Annotated in this window: 20 protein-coding genes; 8 read left to right on the top strand and 12 right to left on the bottom strand. The window is 38.3% G+C overall.

From position 1 onward, the window contains the following. Positions 1-34: 34 nt before the first annotated feature. The gene (ychF, locus tag M2408_RS10640) at positions 35-1135 is read left to right on the top strand and encodes a redox-regulated ATPase YchF (protein ID WP_259181578.1); all 1101 of its coding nucleotides are present in this window, start codon (positions 35-37) and stop codon (positions 1133-1135) included. Between the two features lie 315 nt (positions 1136-1450). Here the strand turns inward: ychF and M2408_RS10635 are convergent, their stop codons facing one another. After that, positions 1451-1747 carry a DUF2892 domain-containing protein gene (locus tag M2408_RS10635; RefSeq protein ID WP_120257372.1) on the bottom strand — a complete coding sequence of 99 codons (297 nt, stop codon included), beginning with the start codon at positions 1745-1747 and terminating at the stop codon, positions 1451-1453. Between the two features lie 133 nt (positions 1748-1880). Here M2408_RS10635 and M2408_RS10630 point away from each other — a divergent pair, with 133 nt between their 5' ends. Then, positions 1881-2726 carry an ATP cone domain-containing protein gene (locus M2408_RS10630; RefSeq protein ID WP_259181575.1) on the top strand — a complete coding sequence of 282 codons (846 nt, stop codon included), beginning with the start codon at positions 1881-1883 and terminating at the stop codon, positions 2724-2726. Positions 2727-2798: 72 nt separating this feature from the next. On the opposite strand, the gene ispE is transcribed toward M2408_RS10630, so the two are convergent. The 5 genes from ispE to M2408_RS10605 all read right to left on the bottom strand — a co-directional run bounded on the left by ispE (position 2799) and on the right by M2408_RS10605 (position 7942). Further along, complete coding sequence (gene ispE, locus M2408_RS10625; protein WP_259181573.1) at positions 2799-3620, bottom strand: 4-(cytidine 5'-diphospho)-2-C-methyl-D-erythritol kinase; 822 nt, start codon at positions 3618-3620, stop codon at positions 2799-2801. A 39-nt stretch (positions 3621-3659) separates the two neighbouring features. Next, positions 3660-4187, bottom strand: coding sequence for an adenine phosphoribosyltransferase (locus M2408_RS10620; protein WP_259181572.1), 528 nt, complete (start codon positions 4185-4187; stop codon positions 3660-3662). Next, the gene (locus M2408_RS10615) at positions 4174-5142 is read right to left on the bottom strand and encodes a helix-hairpin-helix domain-containing protein (RefSeq protein ID WP_259181570.1); all 969 of its coding nucleotides are present in this window, start codon (positions 5140-5142) and stop codon (positions 4174-4176) included. The genes M2408_RS10620 and M2408_RS10615 overlap by 14 nt, the downstream gene beginning before the upstream one ends. 109 nt (positions 5143-5251) lie before the next feature. Beyond that, positions 5252-6556 carry an efflux RND transporter periplasmic adaptor subunit gene (locus M2408_RS10610; RefSeq protein ID WP_259181567.1) on the bottom strand — a complete coding sequence of 435 codons (1305 nt, stop codon included), beginning with the start codon at positions 6554-6556 and terminating at the stop codon, positions 5252-5254. A gap of 21 nt (positions 6557-6577) precedes the next feature. Beyond that, complete coding sequence (locus tag M2408_RS10605; protein WP_259181566.1) at positions 6578-7942, bottom strand: TolC family protein; 1365 nt, start codon at positions 7940-7942, stop codon at positions 6578-6580. Positions 7943-8064: 122 nt separating this feature from the next. Here M2408_RS10605 and M2408_RS10600 point away from each other — a divergent pair, with 122 nt between their 5' ends. Next, the gene (locus M2408_RS10600) at positions 8065-8607 is read left to right on the top strand and encodes a polysaccharide deacetylase family protein (protein WP_310446741.1); all 543 of its coding nucleotides are present in this window, start codon (positions 8065-8067) and stop codon (positions 8605-8607) included. A gap of 3 nt (positions 8608-8610) precedes the next feature. Here the strand turns inward: M2408_RS10600 and M2408_RS10595 are convergent, their stop codons facing one another. The 4 genes from M2408_RS10595 to M2408_RS10580 all read right to left on the bottom strand — a co-directional run bounded on the left by M2408_RS10595 (position 8611) and on the right by M2408_RS10580 (position 13694). Further along, complete coding sequence (locus M2408_RS10595; RefSeq protein ID WP_259181563.1) at positions 8611-9408, bottom strand: DUF4249 domain-containing protein; 798 nt, start codon at positions 9406-9408, stop codon at positions 8611-8613. Between the two features lie 6 nt (positions 9409-9414). Then, the gene (locus tag M2408_RS10590; RefSeq protein ID WP_259181561.1) at positions 9415-11739 is read right to left on the bottom strand and encodes a TonB-dependent receptor; all 2325 of its coding nucleotides are present in this window, start codon (positions 11737-11739) and stop codon (positions 9415-9417) included. Between the two features lie 152 nt (positions 11740-11891). Then, positions 11892-12719 carry an alpha/beta hydrolase family protein gene (locus M2408_RS10585; RefSeq protein WP_259181559.1) on the bottom strand — a complete coding sequence of 276 codons (828 nt, stop codon included), beginning with the start codon at positions 12717-12719 and terminating at the stop codon, positions 11892-11894. A 78-nt stretch (positions 12720-12797) separates the two neighbouring features. Beyond that, a complete protein-coding gene (locus M2408_RS10580) occupies positions 12798-13694 on the bottom strand; it encodes a hypothetical protein (protein ID WP_259181556.1) in 897 nt (298 codons plus the stop codon). Between the two features lie 38 nt (positions 13695-13732). Between M2408_RS10580 and M2408_RS10575 the strand changes: the two genes are divergently transcribed. Beyond that, complete coding sequence (locus M2408_RS10575) at positions 13733-14620, top strand: DUF4377 domain-containing protein (protein ID WP_259181555.1); 888 nt, start codon at positions 13733-13735, stop codon at positions 14618-14620. A 253-nt stretch (positions 14621-14873) separates the two neighbouring features. Next, the gene (locus tag M2408_RS10570; protein ID WP_259181553.1) at positions 14874-15827 is read left to right on the top strand and encodes a glycoside hydrolase family 43 protein; all 954 of its coding nucleotides are present in this window, start codon (positions 14874-14876) and stop codon (positions 15825-15827) included. 105 nt (positions 15828-15932) lie between these two features. On the opposite strand, the gene M2408_RS10565 is transcribed toward M2408_RS10570, so the two are convergent. Beyond that, entirely contained in the window at positions 15933-18152 is a 2220-nt protein-coding gene (locus M2408_RS10565) for an NADP-dependent isocitrate dehydrogenase (protein WP_259181552.1), read from the bottom strand. Between the two features lie 273 nt (positions 18153-18425). Here M2408_RS10565 and M2408_RS10560 point away from each other — a divergent pair, with 273 nt between their 5' ends. Both M2408_RS10560 and M2408_RS10555 read left to right on the top strand, forming a co-directional pair. After that, a complete protein-coding gene (locus M2408_RS10560) occupies positions 18426-19265 on the top strand; it encodes an aldo/keto reductase (RefSeq protein WP_259181550.1) in 840 nt (279 codons plus the stop codon). Between the two features lie 497 nt (positions 19266-19762). Then, positions 19763-20398 carry an HdeD family acid-resistance protein gene (locus M2408_RS10555; RefSeq protein WP_259181547.1) on the top strand — a complete coding sequence of 212 codons (636 nt, stop codon included), beginning with the start codon at positions 19763-19765 and terminating at the stop codon, positions 20396-20398. A 62-nt stretch (positions 20399-20460) separates the two neighbouring features. Here M2408_RS10555 and M2408_RS10550 read toward each other — a convergent pair whose 3' ends face one another. Beyond that, positions 20461-21102 carry a peptidylprolyl isomerase gene (locus M2408_RS10550; protein ID WP_259181545.1) on the bottom strand — a complete coding sequence of 214 codons (642 nt, stop codon included), beginning with the start codon at positions 21100-21102 and terminating at the stop codon, positions 20461-20463. Between the two features lie 107 nt (positions 21103-21209). Here M2408_RS10550 and mgrA point away from each other — a divergent pair, with 107 nt between their 5' ends. Beyond that, a complete protein-coding gene (gene mgrA / locus M2408_RS10545) occupies positions 21210-22247 on the top strand; it encodes an L-glyceraldehyde 3-phosphate reductase (protein ID WP_259181544.1) in 1038 nt (345 codons plus the stop codon). Positions 22248-22330 lie beyond the last annotated feature (83 nt).

Below are 22330 nucleotides of genomic sequence, written 5' to 3'. Positions count from 1 at the left end.
TATCTTTGTGGAATTTCAAAAATTTGCACTATATATGGCTTTACAATGCGGTATCGTAGGTTTACCAAACGTTGGTAAATCAACATTATTTAACTGTCTGTCGAATGCGAAAGCACAGGCAGCAAACTTTCCATTTTGTACTATTGAACCAAATGTTGGGGTAATTACCGTACCGGATGCCCGTCTAAATAAATTAGCTGAGTTAGTCAATCCACAACGTATTGTTCCAAATACCATTGAAATCGTCGATATCGCCGGACTGGTAAAAGGAGCATCAAAAGGTGAAGGATTAGGTAACCAATTTTTAGGAAATATCCGCACAACAAATGCGATCATCCACGTTTTGAGATGTTTCGATGATGGTAATGTTATCCACGTTGATGGATCAGTAGATCCGATCCGAGATAAAGAAATCATCGACACAGAATTGCAACTTAAGGATTTGGATACTGTGGTAAAACGTATCCAAAAAGTTGAGAAAATGGCAAAAACGGGTGGTGATAAAGATGCTAAAAAGACCTTCGATATCCTATCTGTCGTTAAAGAACATTTGGAGGCAGGCAAATCAGCACGTACAGCAGCTATTGAAGCAGAGGATTTTGAATTTATCCAAGACTTAGCTTTACTAACAGCAAAACCTGTACTTTACGTATGTAATGTGGACGAAGGCTCTGTTAATACAGGTAACGCTTATGTGGATCGTGTAAAAGAAGCAGTGAAAGATGAAAAAGCTGAAGTATTGGTTATATCTGCACAAATTGAGTCTGAAATCGCTCAATTGGAGAGTTATGAAGAGCGTAAGATGTTTTTAGATGATCTTGGATTAGAGGAATCCGGAGTCCATAAATTGATCAGAGCAGCATATTCCTTATTAAATTTAGCGACCTACTTTACAGCAGGCGTTCAAGAAGTACGTGCCTGGACAATTGAGAATGGTTTTACAGCCCCTCAGGCAGCTGGTGTCATTCATACAGATTTTGAGAAAGGGTTCATCCGTGCTGAAGTAATCAAATATGATGACTTTGTTAGTCTAGGTTCAGAAAGTGCTGTAAAGGAAGCCGGAAAATTGTCTGTAGAAGGAAAAACTTACATTGTACAAGATGGTGATATTATGCACTTCCGTTTTAATGTATAAATAGCTGATTAAACAGCAGGATTTAAAACATAAGCGGCCGAAAAGATGATTTTCGGCCGCTTATGTTTGCACTCTGTTTTAGCCCCCACCAATTTCCGGTATATTCGCTCTATATTCGTACTGCGATCACTACGAGTCTGCTGTAAGGCCACGCAGAGTCCACCTTTTATATTGGAGCCATTGCGCTAATATGATGGTGACAGCTTGCTAACAAGTAAAATTTTGACCCTTATAAGGTATGAGTTAAACTTCAGTAAGCACCTCCAAAACTGACTATCAGTTTATTTGTTAGTAGACTAACAGTTAAGCCCATCGTTATTTAACAAAATAACGATGTTCTATTACCTCAACTTTTTTAACATCTTTATCTTCCAGCAATTTTTTGACATCACAATGTCCTGTCACGCCACGATAAATTAACGTCCCACCAAGGGTCAATCCTGAAAGCCCAGCAAGTGGAGATTTAAATATCTTTTTTACGCCTAAACCTAAAATAAAGCCACCGGCAATCACAGACAGCACGCGCTCGGAAGCACCAATATTCTCCTCAATGCAATCATCTTTTATCTTAGCTTTAATCTTGTCAAATGCAAATAGCAATAGGTTACTCATAATTATCTATATTTAAGTATTGTTTCTTTATGTAAACAAATTGTGATCCAAAAAAGTTTAGAAATAGAATAATAGTTTTATATGATTTCTCGGATCACATCCCTTATATTCGTATTTATCAAATTAAATATCCATGCAAGTCAAAAAATATTCCGGTGAATTAGTACCCTTTAATGGAGAAGCCTTACGGCATTCACTTTCCCGTTCGGGAGCAAATAGCGATCAAGTAAACGAAGTATACAGTAGTGTTGTCGGTGAGATATACGATGGTATTTCAACCAGGGAGTTGTATCAGTTGGCTTTCGATACACTGAAGACTGTGCGAAACTCTTTTGCCGCGCGATACAGCCTAAAAAAAGCCTTACGTGATCTTGGACCTGAGGGTTTTTATTTTGAAAAATACATCTCCCATTTGCTTCGTTCAATTGGATATGAAAGTACCACTGGACAGACGGTACAAGGCCATGCTGTTTCGCATGAATTGGATGTGGTTGCCTATAAAGATGGTAAGTTGATGACAGCGGAGTGTAAGTTTAGAAATGACATTGACGCCAAGATCTCCGTTACCACACCAATGTACTACCTATCGAGGTTCAAAGATATCAGCGGAATTGACTATGATTTTTTTGGCAAAAAATTACAGTTTCAGGAAGGCTGGCTAATCACTAATGCCTACTTCACATCAGATTCGATCGATTTTGCAACTTATTACGGCATCAACTTGCTCTCTTGGGATTATCCGAAAGAGAATAGTATAAAAAGAAGAGTCGATAAAGCCGTCTTTTATCCGGTCACCTGTTTAACCACCCTTTCGGACCTGGAAGAACAGCAGCTGTTAAAAAATCAGTTGATCTTGGTAAAAGATCTTGTAAACAATCCGGATAAACTGGATATTCTTGGACTTAACAAGGAAAGAAAAGAGAAGGTCCTCAAAGAAGCCAGTGAGCTATTAGATTACAAAGTAGAAGAAGAATATTAATATTATCAGTCTAAAAAGCAATAGGCATACATTTAGACTTAAGTATGGCCTATTGCTTTTTACAAACTGTAATTATCTGTCTAATGCAACGGGATAGTAAACCTTACCATATCTGGAAAACTCACTTAAATCCATCTTTTCCCAAAAAATGGCATAGATTGCAGCGCCGGAACCTGACATCGAGGAGTATATTGCCCCTTTATGATACAAAGCATCTTTAATTTCTTTGAGCAAGGGATAACGCTCGAAAATAGATTCTTCAAAATCATTTCGAATATGGAATTTCCATTCCTGAATAGGCAATCGGATCGCCTCCTCCAGATCAACATCTGAAGGTACCGGTTTCACGCCACTGTAAGCTTCGGCTGTAGAGACATGGATATCAGGCATAATAACCGCGATATGGTATTCATTCAGATCAAGCGGTATCTCCTTAAAATCCGTTCCAATCCCAGTTGCAAACACGGATGTATTTGCAATAAAGAATGGGCAGTCTGCCCCTAATTGTGTAGCATATTTCGTTAACTGTGCAGCTGTCAAATTTAGTTGAAACAGCTCATTAAGTCCTTTCAATACAAAAGATGCATCCGCTGACCCACCTCCCAATCCAGCTCCAATTGGAATTTGTTTGATCAGATCAATCCTAACCCGAGGAATATCAAATTCTTTTTTTAACAATGCATGCGCCTTTAGACAGAGATTATCCGCGGAATCCCCGGGTATATGGTTACCCTGTACTGTCAACGTAGAATCTGGCGTATCTGTCTCCAGTATCTCTATAATATCATAGATTGGTAAAGGATAGAAAATGCTCTTCAATTCATGATAGCCATCCGTTCGCCTGGCAACCACCTGCAGTCCAATATTTATTTTAGCATTTGCAAAGAGTATCATACGATATCGTCTAAATCAACACTTAAATTCTATATTAATTTAATAGCTCACCAATGAGGAGATTGTGTCACTAAATCGAGACAATCTGCCTTTTGCTTTGAGAAAATCCAATGAAATGATAAAACTATAGGCCGCAATCACCCCGCCCAATTTTTCAATAAGCTTGCTTGCTGCGACGACGGTTCCGCCCGTTGCCAACAGATCATCATGGATCAAAATACGACTACCTTTTTCGAAGGCGTCTTCATGGATTTCTATCGTAGCCTGTCCATATTCTAGTGCATAAGATTCAGAAATTGTTTTAAATGGTAATTTTCCTTGCTTACGAATTGGAATGAAGGGCAACCCTAATCTGTTGGCAAGTAAAAACCCGAAAAGAAATCCACGGCTTTCAATACCTGCAATAGCATCAATTTCTATTCCTTGAAGTTGGTCAATAATCGCGTCGATCATTTCATTGCAAAGTTCAGCATCTTTCAACAAGGGGGTAATATCTTTGAATACAATACCCGGCTTTGGAAAATCCACAATATCCCGGATTTCCGCTTTCAATTTATCTTGAATCATTCTCAAATATTAAATACGGAGCGATCTTAGCAATAGCAAGATCTGAAAGTGTACCTATCTTGGTAAAATCTTCTATATTAGCGTAATTGCCATGTTGATCTCGATAATTAACTATTAATTTCGCATCCTTTGGGCTAAGATACGGATGTTTGCCCAATGAATTGGCATCAATCTGGTTAATATTGATTTTTTTGATTCCTTCTAAATTAGACACCGTAATATAATCCTTAATGAGGTCATATGTTTCCGAAGTGACACCATATACTTCCTTTAACTGCTCTATCCTGTAGAACCCGCCGAGCACCTCTTTATATTTCAAAATGCGTTTAGAGAGAATTGTACCGATCCCTTTGAGGCTCATCAAGGCTATTGTGTCACAGGTATTAAGATCTATAAGTTTGGCATGATTAGTTTCAAATTTATCGTAAAGTAAGGGGGGTTTAGCTACTGTATTTGGACCTGTTGTTTCCACTTTAATGCGGATAAAGGGTTCTAGTTTTTTGTATAATTTTGCATTGATGGAATACATTTTCCTAACATCATTTTTATCTTTAAACTGGCCGCCTTTTTTTTCGTAATTCTTGATCACGGCAATTTGCTTATCCGAGAGGCCAAGCTCGCGCCATGCTTCTACAGATAAATTATTGGGATCAAAATAAAATAGCTTAGTATCTACAACTTTATTTTCTATACCGGGATCCGGACCTGAACGAGCTACCCTCTTTTCCAAATGAACATCGGCTACCTTAAATTTCTTATTTGGATAATCTTCGGCATCAGTTGAATCATGAAATGATTGTTCAAAAACCCTTGCTTGATGAGCAATCGGATCATTTTTACCCTCTCTACTAACAAGGGAATATATAATACTAAAGACGATGATTATCACCAATATAACAAAGAACCCATTTTGCTCTGTTTTGTTAAATTTAAAATAAGTCAATAGCCTTTTCATAAGCTGTTAGGGATTGGGTTGTATAAATTTAATAAATTAGAAGGAAAATAAAAAGAGAGGTATTAAAAAAACACCTCTCTTTTGTTATAAATATTGTACCGATATAATTTTATAACACCGATTTATCTACTTTTTCCACTTTACTACCATCCTTTAGCGTTTTAGAGATCGCATCAAATGGTCGAGAAACGACTTGATCTCCTTTTTTCAACCCGGATAGAATAATAATGTTTTTATCATCTTGAATTCCAGTTTTGATCGGAACTTGTTTTACTGTCTGCTCTTTTAAAACAAATACATATTCTTGTATTTTCTTATTTGTATTCGTAGAATCTTTATCATCCGATCTTACAGTAACCGATTGGATAGGTACAACCAAGCCTTTATCATGTTTTGTAAAAATCTGTACAGTAGCGGATAATCCAGGTTTGAACGGCGAAGCGACATTTTCTTTGATCAGATCCTGATAAGATTCCGCGCTGATACGCACCTTTACATTAAAATTTGTGACTTGGTCTGTCGATGAGGTTGCCGCTGTTGTCGTTGCTATATTTTTGGATGAGCTTGCAATTTCGGTAACAATACCTTTAAATTTTCTATCTTGAAAAGCATCAACTTCAATTTCAGCTTGATTTCCTACTCTTACGTTGTTGATATCATTTTCATTGACATCAACATTTACTTCCATCGAAGACATATTGGCGATGCGCATAATTTCAGTACCTGCCATTTGCGCTGTTCCCACCACACGTTCTCCCTGTTCGATAGACAATAAAGAAATAATACCATCCGTTGGTGCATAAATGGTTGTTCTGTTCAGATTATCCTGAGCTTCTTTTACAGAAGCTTGAGATTGATCGATACCATATCTACTTGATTTTACGGTCTCCCTTTGTGCCTGAATGGCAGCAAGAGTCGAAAAATATTCAGAAGAACTCTTATCCATTTCAGCTGCGGAAATAACCCGTTTTTCAAAAAGCTCTTGGTTTCTCTTGTAAGTTGCAGCTACATTTTTGAAATTCTCTTCCTGTTGTTTTAGTTGTTGTTGTGCAGCAGCGAGATTGGCACGCTGCGAATTCATTGCTGCTACAGAGCGATCATAGCCGGACTGTAAGATATCGGGTTTGATCCGACAGAGTACTTGTCCTTTTTTTACAAAATCACCTTCTTTGATATTTAGTTCAACAACCTCACCCGAAACCTCTGAGCTCAGCTTAACTTCTATTTCCGGTTGTATTTTTCCACTGGCAGACACCAATTCATCTACATCCGTTTCCTTCACAACGTCTACAGCGACTTTAGTAATCTCTCCCTTTCCAAACCAACCGGCCTGAAAGCCGATAAAAACAAAAATTGCCAGGAGCGCTACGACTATTAATAGAATCTTTACTACACTACGTTTTTTCTTTGCCATTGTTTTTGTTAATCAAATAGGTTAATTGTTGTCGAATTGAATTGGATTTCCTAAGTAATAATCGATAATCTTAGATTTGAAAATTACATTATATTTTGCTTGAATCAGATCAAATTCTGCTTTGTTCCGTTCGGTCTGTGCGGTAAATAGTTCCAAAGAATTTGCCATACCAATATCGTATCGTTCTTTGGTTGCTTTGTAAGCCGTTTCAGCACTTTCAAAGGCCGTCGTTGCTGAGGTAAATCTTTGCTTGGCAGCACTAACATCTAAAACTGCTTGATTTACTGCTTTATTTAAGTTGTTCTTTGCCAATTGCTCCGCAGCCTCGGCCTGTTTTAATCCAATCTTCGCTTTTGCGACGTTTACTTTGTTTTGATTATTGCTAAAAATTGGAACACTTAATGTCATCCCAGTTCCAAAACTCTTATACAATTTAAACTGCTCAAATACACCAATTTTTTGTAAGGTAACTGGATCACGACCGCCCCAGGAATAATTGGAGCCATAATTTACATCTAAATTTAATGACGGCAAGTAACCCCCTTTAGCAATTTCTATTTGCTTTGCAGCAACATCTTTATCGATTAGTGCTTTTTTAATATCGGGTTGATTATTCAAAGCACGCTGAAATACATCTACTGGATTTTTCGGATCGGCATCCAACAATAAATGGTCAACACTAGGTCTGACCAATGAAATTTCTGTCTGTGGCGCCATTTCCATTAGTTGTTTTAATGTCAACATCGAAAGCTCATATGAATTTTTCAAGTTAATTCGGTTTAACTCATCGGAAGCGACCTGATTTTTAGACTTTGCAATATCCGCAATGGTTTTATTTCCAACAGCAAATTGAATGGAATCTAATTGGAATTGTTGTTGTGATAATTTAAGTTGGTCCCCGCTGGCCGTATACATTTCATAATTTGTTATTGCTTCCAGATAAGTGACTAACACATTTAACACCAAATCATTCTTTATCTTATCAACCTGAGTCGCAGAAGCTTCCAATTGCATTTTATTAGCTTTGATTTGGTTCACTTGTTGGAATCCTTTAAATATGTTGACTGAAGAACCGATACCGGGGGACATATTATACGACCATTGGTTACCCTTAACCAATTGGTTCGTTGTTCTGTCCACGAAGAGACCATTGTTGAGTTGCTGACTAACACTTGCACTTAGGCTAGGATACAAATTGGACTTCGCTTGAAATAAATCCTGAGCAGCGAGATCTTTACTCAGTTCGGCTTGCTTAATTTGCACATTACGTTCCAAAGTCATACGTATAGCTTCGGCTACCCCAACTACCTGTTGAGCTTGGATTAGGTTGTTCGTTCCAAGAAAAAAACCAGTAAATATTACTGCAGAATAATAAAATCTTTTCATGTTCATATGTAGAACCATACAATTTTTATAGATTTGAACTTCATTTATCGGTTATGTATTTTGTCAAATCCCCTTTCTTCCTTCGTTGGTTTTACACCAGATCGATCTGGCATATGCCGAGGATGGAAAAAAAAGTCTATCTCACTTTTGATGATGGTCCAATTCCTGAAATTACACCTTTTATACTCGATATCCTAAAAAAATATCAGGTCAAGGCAACATTTTTTTGTGTTGGTGAAAATATTAAAAAAAATCCACATTTGTTTCAAAGAATTTTACAAGAAGGACATCAAGTGGGTAATCACACCTACAATCACCTTAAAGGCTGGGATACAAATGACGAGGTCTATATCGATAATGTAACTCAATGTCAGGAGCTAACACAAACCGACCTCTTTCGTCCACCTTATGCAAAAGCAACAAAATCACAGCTTAAAAAGTTATACAAAAATTATCGTGTGGTCATGTGGGATATCATGTCCGGTGACTTTGATCAGAACCTAAGTCCTGAAAAATGCCTTCAAAACGTACTTCCGAACATACAGAATGGCTCGATCATCATCTTCCATGACAATATCAAAGCCATTCCCCGAGTTGAATACGCTTTACCTAAAACGATTGAATTTCTCCTAGCAAATCAATATCAAATAGCAAGACTAGAATAAGTCTTAGGGCCTAGTTCGCGATAAAACCACTTCAGATTCGTAATATTTACCCACACTCACACTAAAATACCCCAAAACATCATTGGACAGATTTGAAATCGGATTGGAAGGCGACGCTGCTCCAGGATTAATCATCTGGAAGCTATTCCAATAGTTATATGCGCCCAGATCAATGCATTGACGCAAAACCCGTACCCTATCTCCTATCTTGAGATCTCTATCGCGGTCGACAATATCGTGTTGTACTTGCAGCCCATTATTATATTTATCACTGAACACATCGATAAAGCGCAGCTCTCCTCCATTCACAGACATCTTATACTTATAATAATTTCCTTTTTCCGGAGGATCGTTAAAGACCAGTGTGGGATAATATATGGTGTCTGTAAATATGATCCGTTCGGAAAGCCCTATCGAATCCACATCTACATAGGATGGCACTGTCGAAGTTCCTTCAATCTCTTTTCCATCAGCGGTTTTGACGTACAGTCGATAACTGGACTTTTCCTGTAGCCGCAATGTCTTGTTGGTATACACACCATCGGCTCCGGGCAAAAAGGTATACATGCGATTATTTTGCAGATTTCTTACGTAAACTTCTGCATCTGTTATCGGAGCTAACATTGATTCTTTTAAACTGATAACTTTTTGAATACTGATCTCATGTTGTTGATCCGACACCATTAGATCAGCCGTGATCACCAGCTGTCCCGTGTTTTCAGGTAATTTCAAATCAATTTTATCTTCACAACCAATCAAAGTTATCCAGGCTATGGCGATCAATCCTACTATCTTTCTCATGTTGTGTTAAAATTTAAAGTTCCAAGTAATGGAGGGTATGGTTCCAAACAATGCTATCCTATAGATCTCTGTCACATTGGATTGCCCTTCTTTCTCCCTAAAATCGATCAAATAAGCATTTTTGCGATTATATGCGTTATAAATTCCGAAAGATAAACTGGAATAAGTATTTTTTGTACGCTTGATATCATAGGTCGCGGCGAGATCCAAACGGTGATAGGCAGGCATGCGTTGGCCATTCCGCTTATCATAATAGAAGATCGTCCTATCATCAACAAAATATTTTCCAGCAGGCATTGTTACAGCATCACCCGTATAATATACAAAGTTTGCACTTAGATTCCATCTCGGATTCAATTGATATTGTGCGACTACAGCAATATTATGAATCTTATCCTGACGCGCGTTAAACCACTGTCCATCATTGATCTGATCAAATTGTCTTTCACTTTTGGATAATGTATAACTTATCCATCCACTAAGCCTTCCCAATCGTTTCTTTATGAACCACTCAACGCCGTATGCTCTTCCTTTTCCAAATAGCAGTTCACCATCCAGAAGCTCATTGGCCTGTAGATCCGCTCCATTCCTATAGTCGATCTGATTTTTAAGGTCTCTATAGTAGCCTTCTACAGAAAATTCATACCTGTTGGATGCAAAGTTGCGGAAATAACCCAGGGAATACTGTGTTGACAATTGCGGTTTTATCGTATTATTGCTTAATACATACTGATCTGTGGGTAAGCTGCTAGTTGTATTACTCAACTGATGTAGATACTGTACATTTTTATTATAAGAAGCCTTTAATGTTGTCAACTCATTCAAGGCGTAGTTCAGAGAGAGACGTGGCTCCAGGTAAACATATTTTTTGCCCATTTCTCCACTTCCCACATAAGTTGAATCAACAGCTTCTCCAGCATTATCATAGGTATAGAACATTCCCGGTCCTAAAGCGGCATAAGCTGTCGCCCTAACACCATAGTTCAATTTGAATTTATCATTTATCGACCAATCATCCGAAATGTAAGCGGCAATATCCAACCCCTTCCGTTGTTGAATACGCAATGAATTTACTTTGGAATCTTCACCGGCTTCGATACTTGCTGGACGAATCTCCTGTAAAGCCGCCTGTAGACCAAATTTTAGATTATGACGATCCGAAAGGCTATATTGAAAGTCCTGTTTAAAGTTATAATTGAAGATATCCGAGCGAATCTTGAAATTATTGTCGTCTTCAATCTTCACCTGATAATTAAATTTACTGAATATCAAGGTAGTATTACTAAATAAGCGATTGTTCCAAACATGATTCCAGCGCATCGTTCCGGTTGCGTTTCCCCAATTGAAGTCAAATAAATCATGGTAAGCCATGGCATCTTTACCGAAATATCCCGATAAATAAAGGGTATTCTTATCGTTAATCCTATAATTCAGCTTGGCATTAAGGTCATAGAAGAATAATGCGCTTTTCTTAATATTCTCATCACTTGAAAGCTTCAGGAATAAGTCGGCGTAGGTACGTCTACCGGATATCATAAATGAACTCTTTCCCTTTTGTATAGGCCCCTCGACTTTCAATCGTGATGCTATTAACCCCAATCCCCCTTCAACATTAAAATGTTGGTTATTTCCATCCAAGGTAGTTATTTCCATGACCGACGAGATCTTCCCTCCATACTGCGCGGGTACACCACCTTTATAAAAGTTGACATCTTTGATGGCATCGGAGTTAAAGGTTGAAAAGAAACCAAAAAGGTGAGAGCTATTGTAAACTGGGGCTTCATCCAACAAAATCAGATTTTGGTCTCCACCACCTCCCCGAACATAAAAATTGCTACTTCCTTCGCCTCCACTTGTCACGCCTGGAAACAATTGAATTGTCTTTAAAATATCTTTCTCTCCAAATAATACAGGAACTTTCTCAATCTCCTTCGGGCTAAATTGTGTCAAGCCGGGAGTCAAATCTTTGATCGATTTTCTTCTATTCCCAGTGACAACCACCTCAGCCAATTGATTTTCCTCGGGCAACAATTGCACAATGTAAGTAGAGTCTTTTCCTATTTGGACAGGTAAAACCTTTGTTCTATATCCCATTGAGGAAACTTCCAAGAAGGCCTCCTCTCCACGAAGGGATAAACTAAAAAATCCATATTTATTAGAAGCCGTCGATTTTTTTTCCGTGTCATTACGAACCAAGGCGCCAATAATATTTTCACCACTGATACTATCTCTGATAAATCCCGATATAGATTTAGATTGTTGGCCATAGGATTGCTGTGCGCAAAACAAAATAGAAGAAAAATAAAAAACAACCTTTATAGGTTTAAGCATAACAGATTGAAATCAAAAATTTATTGAAAATAATAAAAAAGCCTTACAATTTGCAAGGCTTAATAATAAGTTTATAATTTGTTAGTCAAGATCTTCTGGAAACAAAAATAACATTTTATTCATTTAAGCCAAATATTTATCAATTTTTCTTGCTATTTTTTTTCTGACTGATTGAAAAATTCGTTAAAAAAGGCCATTTGATAGATAATAGAGCGTGACCAATAGGTCCAATTATGTCCACCCTCACTTGTAACAAACGTATGGTTGATATTGTGATACATGAGTTTGTCATGCAGTGCAACATTGACAGGATAGAAAAAATCCTCTTTACCACAATCAATCATCAGACGAAGTTTATTATTCAGCAATTTCGGAATCATATTGATCACCACTCGATCGTCCCAAGCCTGTGGCACATCTGCATAATTGCCGATACGATCCTTAATTTCCCAATTTAAAGGAAAGGGTCTAAAATCAACACCTCCCGCCGTACTACCCGCTGCTCCATAGAGATCCTGATGCTTTATCGCAAGCGATAGAGCCCCATGCCCTCCCATACTCAGTCCGGTAATTGCTCTACCTTTTCGGTCTTTGACTGTCGGGTAATGCTGATCTATATAGTCAACGAGTTCTTTGGAAACAAATGTTTCATATTGATAATTCCGATCGTTGGCACTATCCCAATACCAACTTCCAAATCCCCCATCCGGACAAACCACCATATATCCATATTGATCTGCCAAAGAAGCTACAGTTGTATTTTTAACCCAATTACTATAATTACCTGAATATCCGTGAAGTAAGTAGAGCACAGGATATTTCGTATTCGCCGAATAACCTTTGGGGAGAATAACGACTGTTTTAATCTCTTTTGCCATGCTCCGACTCGGAATATTCAAGGTATCTACCTTGGCAGCCTTGCTAGCCGCTACAAAGCAAAATAGAGCAAGTGATAAAAGTAAAAATTGTTTTAAATTCATGATGTTAGCAATTGGTATATATGTTCATTCCATCTATTCAGACCTCTATCAATGATCTGTTTTACTGAATTGAGCTTGTTACTTATCCGCTGATTTAGAAATTTTTTCAAAATAATAAAGATAGGATTTTAATCCAAATGGACGTTCACTAATTGTATAAAAGCCAGTTCCATTATTATCAAAAGTGATCGCTTCCCCCTGTGGCTCTACTGTATAAGGCACCTCGGTTGGTTTCCGTTGTAGCGCCCCTGCCCAAGATTCGCCCGAATTTCTCTTCCAATAAAAGATATGTGTAATATTCTTGATAAGCATCTCTCTTCCTGTTGGATCGATAGCAGAAGCTGTAGCAAAAGTAAAAGGAAGTTCGGCGACTTTGGTTAATGTAAAGTACTGTTGTTGGACACCCTTAAAAACAGCAGCAGCATATACTGTAGAATGGAATTCACGCTTAGAAACGATATACAACATATTATCACGGGGATCAACCATAATGGATTCCGCATCTAAACGTTTTTGCCCCGGAAATTTGACAAATATGGTTTTAATATCTTTTTTGGATATGACAAGCGAATCATTTGCTGCAGGCTCAGGAAATACATACAGGCTTGCCCAGGTCCGCTTCCCAAGGTTATTGCCGATATCAGCCAAAATCAGGTAATTTTTACCGTTGATTTTTACGCGATCCATATCCTCACAATCGACCACATCCACACCTTCGAGCTTAAACGTTTTGAATAAATTCGCCTGACGATCGATCAGATAGATGTTTGCACCATCTCCGCTATCATTATGAACCCAAAAATACCCCTCCTCTTGTGCCTCCACAATTCCAGACACTTCTTTTAGCTGTGCATCTGTCAATTCACCTAAGGGGATTTGTGTTTTAAAATAATCCTTGTTATTTTGGGCATATATCCGTAAGCCGGACAAAAAAAGTACAATCATCACGAGTACTTTTGTTCGTGCAATATTCATGTTTAAAGATACGTTTTTATTGATATTTAAAGCCCATTATGAAGAAATCCCTTAAATCCAGCTTATTTTTTATTCCATTATTTCTGTTCCAATATACTTTACAGGCACAGAGCAGTTCCTTTCGGATAAAAGTAAAATCTGGACTTGACAATACCCCCCCCTATCTTGTAAAGTATTACAATAGTAGGGATTGGGAGAATTTTTATGCAGAAATCCAACAGTTCAATTACAATGCCGGATTTGAATACAATATTCGCGTAAAAAAGACAAAAACAGCACAAGCATCAATCTATAAACTAGAGGAAATTATTAGCAAATTGCAGGTTGAAAATTCTGAAATCGCCATTTGGGATATTGGTGAGAATTATGTCAATGATCCGGTGTCTGGAAAATTGACCTGCCTACAAATAAAATCCAACAAAAAAAACAAATGGGAATATATTTCAGCACCCATTCTCGGTTTTGATTACCGGGAACACTATCGTTATCGCATCAAAGTAAAGCAAACGAAAGCAAAAGATACCGACAGCATACACTATGAATTACTTAATATTATTTCCAAAGATAAAGTCACCGAGCTCCCCAGCGTTGCCTCATTCCTCGCCAGATTTAAATGGAATTTGCTTCAGTTAAATGGTAAAGATGTAACAAGCAATAGAGCCAACATTGGTTTCGATGCAAAAAATGGAACGATCGCCGGATCGACAGGATGTAATAATTTTTGGGGAAATTTTAGCATTAAAGGCAATTTGATAAGCTTTCCCCACTTGGCGAGCACGATGAAGTCCTGCAATGGCGCTAATATTGAAAATGATTTCTTCGCTGTTGTTGAGCAAAAACAGATTCAATTCGATATCGCCGAACAGACGCTGAATTTATATATCGACGGAAGGTTGGTCATGATCTTCGGCTTAGAACGTGAATAAAAAAAACACCCGAAGTCTGGGGGACTCCGGGTATCTTAGCCATATTATTAACCTATTTTATGAAAAGTATTTATGCCATTTGGAAATGACATAAACAAATATGTGAAATAAAGCGGAAAGAATCGAAAGCACAGCTTCATTTTAACATAATTTTAACACTTTGAAAATATTGAGAAAAATCCGCATAAGATTGATTCTTTTTTGAATATCCCAACCGACAAGATATCCTATCTTAACCATTTAAAGCATAACGATGATCAGAACATTTTTTACGACAACATCTCTATTATTGGCAACGACACTCTTTGCACAACAGAATCCCGTCATTCGTGGAAACTATGCAGATCCGGAGGGTATCATCTATGGAAACAAATATTGGATTTTTCCCACCTATTCGGCACCTTATGAAGAACAGATATTTTTTGATGCTTTTTCTTCATCAGATCTAACTAGCTGGACAAAACATTCCCGTGTACTTCAAAACAATCAGGTAACATGGGCAAAAAAAGCGATGTGGGCTCCTGCTGTTCTCGAAAACAAGGGCAAATATTATTTATTCTTTAGTGCAAACGATGTCCATCAGGGCGAAATCGGCGGAATTGGTGTCGCTGTAGCAGACAAACCTGAGGGGCCTTATACAGATTTGCTGGGCAAACCGTTGATCAATGATATTATCAATGGCGCGCAGCCTATAGATCAATTTGTATTCAAAGATAAGGATGGAACGTTCTACATGTATTATGGCGGCTGGAAGCATTGTAATATGGTCAAACTAAAACCTGATTTTACGGGCTTGCTTCCATTCGAAGACGGCACCTATTACAAGGAAATTACACCAAAGGATTATGTAGAAGGGCCATTTATGTTTATTAAAAATGGTAAATACTATTTTATGTGGTCCGAAGGTGGTTGGACCGGTCCGGATTATAAAGTGGCTTATGCAATTGCCAATTCCCCGTTTGGACCATTTGAACGTATCGGAACAATTCTCGAACGTGACCCAAAAGTTGCTGTTGGTGCTGGGCATCATTCCGTTATCAAAGTACCCAATAAAGACAAGTATTTCATCGTCTATCACCGTAGGCCATTAGGGAAGGAAGGAGCCAATGAGCGTGTCACCTGTATCGAAGAGATGAAATTTGACAAAAATGGTCACATTCTACCCGTCGAAATGACCTTTAAAGGTGTCAAATATCCATTAAAATAGATCATTCCTCTCAATATAGTAAGAGTATACATACAACCGAACCTAAACAGAAGAGCCCCGATCGTTGATCGGGGCTCTCATTATTTAATTAAGACAATAAGCAGATTAGATACCTGCTATTGCATTATTTAATGTCTCTGAAGGACGCATAGCTTTTGTTGCTAATTCGTCATTAGGGAAGTAATAACCACCGATATTTTGTGCCTGACCTTGTGCTCCGATCAATTCTTCATTGATTTTAGCTTCGTTATCTGTCAATACTTTTGCAACACCTGCAAATCGATTTGCTAAATCTGCATCTTTCGTTTGAGCAGCTAAAGCCTGAGCCCAATATAATGTTAAATAAAAATGAGATCCACGGTTATCAATCTGACCCACTTTACGTGCCGGAGATTTATCATTTGCCAAGAATTTCTCTGTTGCTTCGTCTAACGTCTCTGCTAAAACCAATGCTTTAGCATTATTTTGCGTTTGTGACAAATGCTCCAAAGAAGCACCCAGTGCCAAAAATTCGCCTAGTGAATCCCAACGTAGGTAACCTTCCTGAAGAAATTGCTCTACGTGTTTTGGAGCCGAACCACCGGCACCAGTTTCAAACAAACCACCACCATTCATTAATGGTACAATAGACAACATTTTCGCTGAAGTACCGACTTCCAAAATAGGGAATAAATCTGTCAGATAATCACGTAATACGTTACCTGTTACAGAGATTGTATCTTCGCCTTTACGGATACGCTCCAAAGAGAATTTGGTAGCTTCTATTGGTGAAAGGATTCTAATATCCAAACCTGTTGTATCAAAATCAGGCAGGTATCTCTCTACTTTCTTGATGATCTCTCTATCGTGAGCACGATCTTTATCTAACCAGAATACTGCTGGAGTACCAGACAAACGCGCGCGGTTTACCGCTAATTTTACCCAATCTTGAATAGGTGCATCTTTTGTTTGACACATACGGAAGATATCACCTTCATCGACCTTTTGCTCCATGTATACATTACCTTCGGCATCTACAACACGGATCGCACCATGACCAGTAGCCTGGAAAGTTTTGTCGTGTGAACCATATTCTTCCGCTTTCTGAGCCATCAAACCAACATTTGGTACAGAACCCATTGTTTTAGGATCCAAAGCGCCATTTGCTTTACAGTCTTCTATTGTAGCTTCATAAACACCTGCGTAAGAACGGTCAGGAACCATGGCAATTGTATCTTCTTCTTGACCTTCTTTATTCCACATTTTACCACCGATACGGATCATTGCTGGCATAGAAGCATCAATAATCACATCAGAAGGAACATGGAAATTTGTAATACCTTTATCTGAGTTAACCATTGCCAAAGCAGGACCTTGCGCGATCGCAGCATCGATAGCAGCTTTCACTTCCGCTTCTTTTGCATGACCTGCAATTTTAGCATATACTTCACCTAAACCGTTGTTTTTGTTGATTCCCAATTCTTTGAACAAGTCGCCATACGCTGCAAACACATCTGCAAAATACGTTTCAACCACTGCTCCAAAAATAATTGGATCAGAAACTTTCATCATCGTTGCTTTCAAATGCGCAGATAACAATACACCAGCAGCTTTCGCCTCAGCGATTGCATCAACAACAAAACCATTCAATGCATTTAAGCTTAAGGTCGAAGTATCAATTACTTCACCGGCTTTTAACGGAGAAAGACCTTTTAATTCAGTAACAGCGCCTTGTGCATCCACAAATTCAATTTTGAATTGACCTGCGTTTTCTACTGTTACAGATTGTTCTGAACCATAGAAATCACCAGATGTCATTGATGCTACCTTCGTTTTTGAATCTTTTGCCCAAGCGCCCATCTTATGTGGATTTGCTTTAGCATAATTCTTCACCGCCTTAGGTGCGCGACGGTCAGAGTTACCTTCACGTAATACCGGATTTACAGCTGAACCCAATACTTTCGCATATTTAGCTTTGATGGATTTTTCTTCCTCGGTCGCTGCTTCATCTGGGTAGTTAGGAATGGCATAACCCGCTTTTTGTAATTCGGCAATAGCACCCTTCAACTGTGGAATAGACGCTGAAATATTTGGCAACTTGATAATGTTTGCCTCTGGAGTTGTTGCCATCTGACCCAACTCTGCCAATGCATCGGCAATTTTCTGATCTTCTTTTAAAAATTCTGGAAAGCTCGCAAGAACACGACCTGCTAAAGAGATATCTCTCAATTCAACATCGATATCAGCTGTAGCTGTAATCGCTTGTACAATAGGCAAAAACGAGTAAGTCGCCAACAAAGGTGCTTCGTCTGTTTTTGTCCAAACAATTTTTGATTTGTTTGACATAGTAATCTATTAGAAATATGTTTAATTTTTAATGCTATGTGAAATCAGTGAAAAATCTAAATTTCTCAAAATTTCGCCTAAAGATAAGAATTAATGCTATAAACCATGCGTTAATCCGACCTTTTTGACAATAAAATTGTGAAAATAAATATATTTTGGCAATACAGAATAAGTTTGCCATCATCGTTTTAAAAGACAGCCGTCTTGACATTTCAGTGACGAGATAATACGATTGAAACCCTAATTTAGTCAAATAAAAAAATACTATTAAGCATGAAATCATTCAAATTGAACAATGGAATTGATATTCCAGCAATTGGATTTGGAACTTGGCAAATTCCGGAAGGAGAAGACGCATACCAAGCTGTTAAGGAAGCTTTGGTTGCAGGATATACACATATTGACACTGCGGCAATTTATGGTAATGAGAAAAGTGTCGGCAGAGCTATCAAGGACAGTGGAATAGCTCGTAATACTTTATTTATAACAACCAAACTTTGGAATACTGAACGTGGTTATGATAAGACAATCGCTGCATTCGAAAAATCCTTAGCGGACTTGGAATTGGAGTATTTAGACCTCTATTTGATACACTGGCCTGCCAACGAAACTCAATTTGAGGATTGGGCAGCAATTAATGCCAATACCTGGAAAGCCCTGGAGCATTTATACCAACAAGGAAAGGTGAAAGCTATCGGGGTTAGCAATTTCCCGAAAGAATATCTCGCCAAATTATTGGAAACAGCAACGATCATCCCGGCTGTCAATCAAATTGAATTCCACCCCGGTTATCTGCAAGAGGAAACGGTCGAGCTTTGCAAATCAAATGATATTTTAGTGCAGGCATGGTCCCCACTTGGCTCAGGAAGAATATTGCAGGATGAGACACTGATCGCTTTAGCAGAGCAGAAGTCTACTAGCGTCGGACAGATCTGTATTAAATTTGCACTCTCGCAGGGTATTTTACCACTACCAAAATCCACCAATCCGGCAAATATTAAACGAAACTTGGATATTGATAGCTTCGATCTTACGGAGGAGGATATCAGGATAATTCGGGCATTACCAGCAATGGGTTTCTCCGGATCAGATCCTAAAAAAGTAGCATTCTAAATCATAGAGAACGAGTCCTCCAAGCGAATAAGCATTGGAGGATTCTTTTTTTTCGACCTTGAATCCCGACAGCAAGTTTCCCAACGACATGCTGCCCGTCAATAAATTGACAGCTTCCCGTTATTGATGCAGCAAGTTCCATGCTTTTTAGCCCTACCCCACGCTTTTAAAACGATTTGCAAATTCCAAAAAACAAGAAATGTAGGCTTGCCTGAAACAAAAGTTTAGCGCAACTGTTAATACTGCATACATTAAATACAATAAGACCTACCCACGACGTAATGTGCCGATATACAACAAAGCGTTTACTGATAGGAAGTAGTATATTATTGAAAAAAAGTATTTGAACCAATTGGTACCAATAGTTGATAACATAGCTGCTTCTATTTCTACACTAGAAGCAGAATTGAAGTATACAAATGCTGAAATCAATATTATGTATGTACCTTACACTATTTTGAAAGAGACCGGAAAGATTTAAATTTAAAAACACTATTATGGCAAATTCATTTTTAAAAACAATCAGATCCTCCATCAAGCATTGGTATATTCCACTTATCATTGGAATTCTTTTGATTTTATTGGGTTTCTATACGATATCCACTCCCGTCACGTCCTTTCTCGCATTGAGTATGTTGTTTTCTTGGTCATTCATTGTTTCTGGGGTACTGGAAATTATTTTTGCCTTACAAAACAAAAATGAGGTTGACGGTTGGGGTTGGTACCTTACCGGTGGCATTCTTTACACCTTATTTGGCATTTTACTCATGACCAATCCCCTATTATCTGCGGGTACTTTGGCTTTTATTATCGGATTTTATGCGCTGTTCAGATCTTTTCAATTGTTGTCTTTCTCCTTTGATCTCAAAAACTATGGCAGTAAATCTTGGGGCTGGATTACATTATTTGCGGTACTAGGTATTGTCTTTAGCTTTATTTTACTTTGGAACCCGCTTTTTGCAGGGTTATCTCTTGTGATATGGACCGGAATGGCAATTAGCACTGTCGGTTTTGCTGCCTGTGTATTTGCTTTTCAGCTGAAAAGCCTGAAAAATATCCCCGACAAACTTCCTCATGAATGGAAAGAACGTTACGAAAAATTAAAGGAAGAGTTTGAACAACACAACAAATAAAGTAAGGCATATAAAAAGACAAATGCCTTACTTAAAGAATAAAACCATCTTGAAGGATGGTTTTATTCTTTTATCTCCACAATATTGAAAGGTACTTTTTCTAATGGAAAATCTTGTTGATCTGTTTTCACCTGACTGATCTTCAAGATCACATCAAGCCCCTGATATATTTCGCCAAAGACTGTAAAATCATGATCAAGTCTAGGTTGCCCGCCATGCGCTAAATATTCCTTGCGCTGTTTTTTACTGTATTTTATACCCTTTTTTGTTTCCAAGCTATCGAGATCAGCAGAACTGATCTTCTTTCCAACGACAAAATAGATTTGATTCAAGAAAGATGCTTTTTCAGAATTACCATCACGTCCCGCCCCCAATGCGCCCATTTTGTGAAAAGCACGTTGGTCGAATTCAGCAGCCAAACGGGGTTTGCGGTGCTGGGGGTCTAACGCCTCCCTCCTTTCAATATCTATATCGTGCTCACCACCTTGTACCACAAAATTTTCAATAATGCGATTAAACAATGCGCCTTTGTAGACAGTATCCTTTATGGACTTTAAGATCAGATCCCGATGATTTGGCGTAAAATCATAAAGTACCACCTTAAATTCTCCAAATGCGGTTTTAAATAACAGCCGTTTTGACTGTGCATTACTACTGCCCATCCAGATGAACAACAGGCCTATAATCAGTGTGATTTTCTTCATATTTTTCTATAGAATCAACTTATTCAAAATTTCGTATAAAAATACACTAAATTTCAATTCGAGGAAATCCGTTTATTATTATATTTGGATTATAACAATTCAAATTTATGCAGTATATCCCACACCCCGATCGCTACCAACAGATGATATACAATCGTTGTGGTAAATCCGGTCTTCAGTTACCAGCCATTTCTTTAGGTTTATGGCACAACTTTGGAAACGACACAGCCCATCAAACCAAAGTTGATATCTGTACGACAGCTTTTGATCTTGGAATCACGCATTTTGATCTCGCCAATAATTATGGTCCGCCTCCAGGAAGTGCAGAACTTGCATTCGGACAGATTCTTAAACAAGAGTTCGCTGGCCACCGGGATGAATTGATTATTTCGTCGAAAGCAGGCTACCATATGTGGGATGGCCCCTATGGCGAATGGGGCAGCAGAAAGTATATTATTTCCAGTTGTGATCAATCGTTAAAACGTCTAGGTACAGATTATGTTGACATTTTCTATTCACATCGCTTTGACCCAAACACACCAATCGAAGAAACCATGATGGCGTTGGATCAACTTGTACGAAGTGGAAAAGCCCTTTATATTGGCATTTCGTCTTATAATTCGCAACGTACTAAAGAGGCTTACGCAATATTGAAATCCTTAGGGACACCGTTTATTATCCATCAGCCCAGCTATTCTATGTTAAACCGATGGGTTGAGACAGATGGGCTATTGGACACACTGGATGAAATCGGTATTGGCTCTATTGTTTTTTCGCCACTTGCCCAGGGCATGCTAACGGACAAATATTTACATCATATTCCAGAGGATAGCAGGGCATCACAGTCAAAATCGTTGCAGACCAAGTTCTTAAGTGAGGAAAACAGACAGAATATACAGGCACTTCATGCTATTGCACAACGTAGGGGGCAGTCTTTGGCCCAAATGGCCATCGCATGGGTCTTTCGCAAACAGCAAGTGACTTCGGCACTGATCGGCGCATCCAAACCACAACAGGTCATAGATTGCGTAGGATCGCTCAAAAACCTATCATTTACTCCTGAAGAAATTCACGAGATTGATCTATATGCAAAAGATGGACATATCAATATATGGGCTCAATCCGCAGAGATTAATAAAGGCTAAATCAAGGTATAAATTACTTCTTTAACCTAAAAAGCGTATTGATTGTCTTCCGACAATCAATACGCTTTTTACATATAATTTCA

The sequence above is a fragment of the Sphingobacterium sp. BIGb0165 genome (assembly GCF_024810095.1).
Lineage (GTDB): Bacteria > Bacteroidota > Bacteroidia > Sphingobacteriales > Sphingobacteriaceae > Sphingobacterium > Sphingobacterium detergens.
The sequence above is the reverse complement of the archived record's forward strand: the minus strand, read 5'-3'. Positions and strand labels throughout refer to the sequence as shown.

Coding starts and splice junctions, on each gene's coding strand:
- ychF (WP_259181578.1), top strand. CDS start 35: ATGGCTTTACAATGCGGTATCGTAGGTTTACCAAACGTTGGTAAATCA.
- M2408_RS10635 (WP_120257372.1), bottom strand. CDS start 1,747: ATGAGTAACCTATTGCTATTTGCATTTGACAAGATTAAAGCTAAGATA.
- M2408_RS10630 (WP_259181575.1), top strand. CDS start 1,881: ATGCAAGTCAAAAAATATTCCGGTGAATTAGTACCCTTTAATGGAGAA.
- ispE (WP_259181573.1), bottom strand. CDS start 3,620: ATGATACTCTTTGCAAATGCTAAAATAAATATTGGACTGCAGGTGGTT.
- M2408_RS10620 (WP_259181572.1), bottom strand. CDS start 4,187: ATGATTCAAGATAAATTGAAAGCGGAAATCCGGGATATTGTGGATTTT.
- M2408_RS10615 (WP_259181570.1), bottom strand. CDS start 5,142: ATGAAAAGGCTATTGACTTATTTTAAATTTAACAAAACAGAGCAAAAT.
- M2408_RS10610 (WP_259181567.1), bottom strand. CDS start 6,556: ATGGCAAAGAAAAAACGTAGTGTAGTAAAGATTCTATTAATAGTCGTA.
- M2408_RS10605 (WP_259181566.1), bottom strand. CDS start 7,942: ATGAAAAGATTTTATTATTCTGCAGTAATATTTACTGGTTTTTTTCTT.
- M2408_RS10600 (WP_310446741.1), top strand. CDS start 8,065: ATGGAAAAAAAAGTCTATCTCACTTTTGATGATGGTCCAATTCCTGAA.
- M2408_RS10595 (WP_259181563.1), bottom strand. CDS start 9,408: ATGAGAAAGATAGTAGGATTGATCGCCATAGCCTGGATAACTTTGATT.
- M2408_RS10590 (WP_259181561.1), bottom strand. CDS start 11,739: ATGCTTAAACCTATAAAGGTTGTTTTTTATTTTTCTTCTATTTTGTTT.
- M2408_RS10585 (WP_259181559.1), bottom strand. CDS start 12,719: ATGAATTTAAAACAATTTTTACTTTTATCACTTGCTCTATTTTGCTTT.
- M2408_RS10580 (WP_259181556.1), bottom strand. CDS start 13,694: ATGAATATTGCACGAACAAAAGTACTCGTGATGATTGTACTTTTTTTG.
- M2408_RS10575 (WP_259181555.1), top strand. CDS start 13,733: ATGAAGAAATCCCTTAAATCCAGCTTATTTTTTATTCCATTATTTCTG.
- M2408_RS10570 (WP_259181553.1), top strand. CDS start 14,874: ATGATCAGAACATTTTTTACGACAACATCTCTATTATTGGCAACGACA.
- M2408_RS10565 (WP_259181552.1), bottom strand. CDS start 18,152: ATGTCAAACAAATCAAAAATTGTTTGGACAAAAACAGACGAAGCACCT.
- M2408_RS10560 (WP_259181550.1), top strand. CDS start 18,426: ATGAAATCATTCAAATTGAACAATGGAATTGATATTCCAGCAATTGGA.
- M2408_RS10555 (WP_259181547.1), top strand. CDS start 19,763: ATGGCAAATTCATTTTTAAAAACAATCAGATCCTCCATCAAGCATTGG.
- M2408_RS10550 (WP_259181545.1), bottom strand. CDS start 21,102: ATGAAGAAAATCACACTGATTATAGGCCTGTTGTTCATCTGGATGGGC.
- mgrA (WP_259181544.1), top strand. CDS start 21,210: ATGCAGTATATCCCACACCCCGATCGCTACCAACAGATGATATACAAT.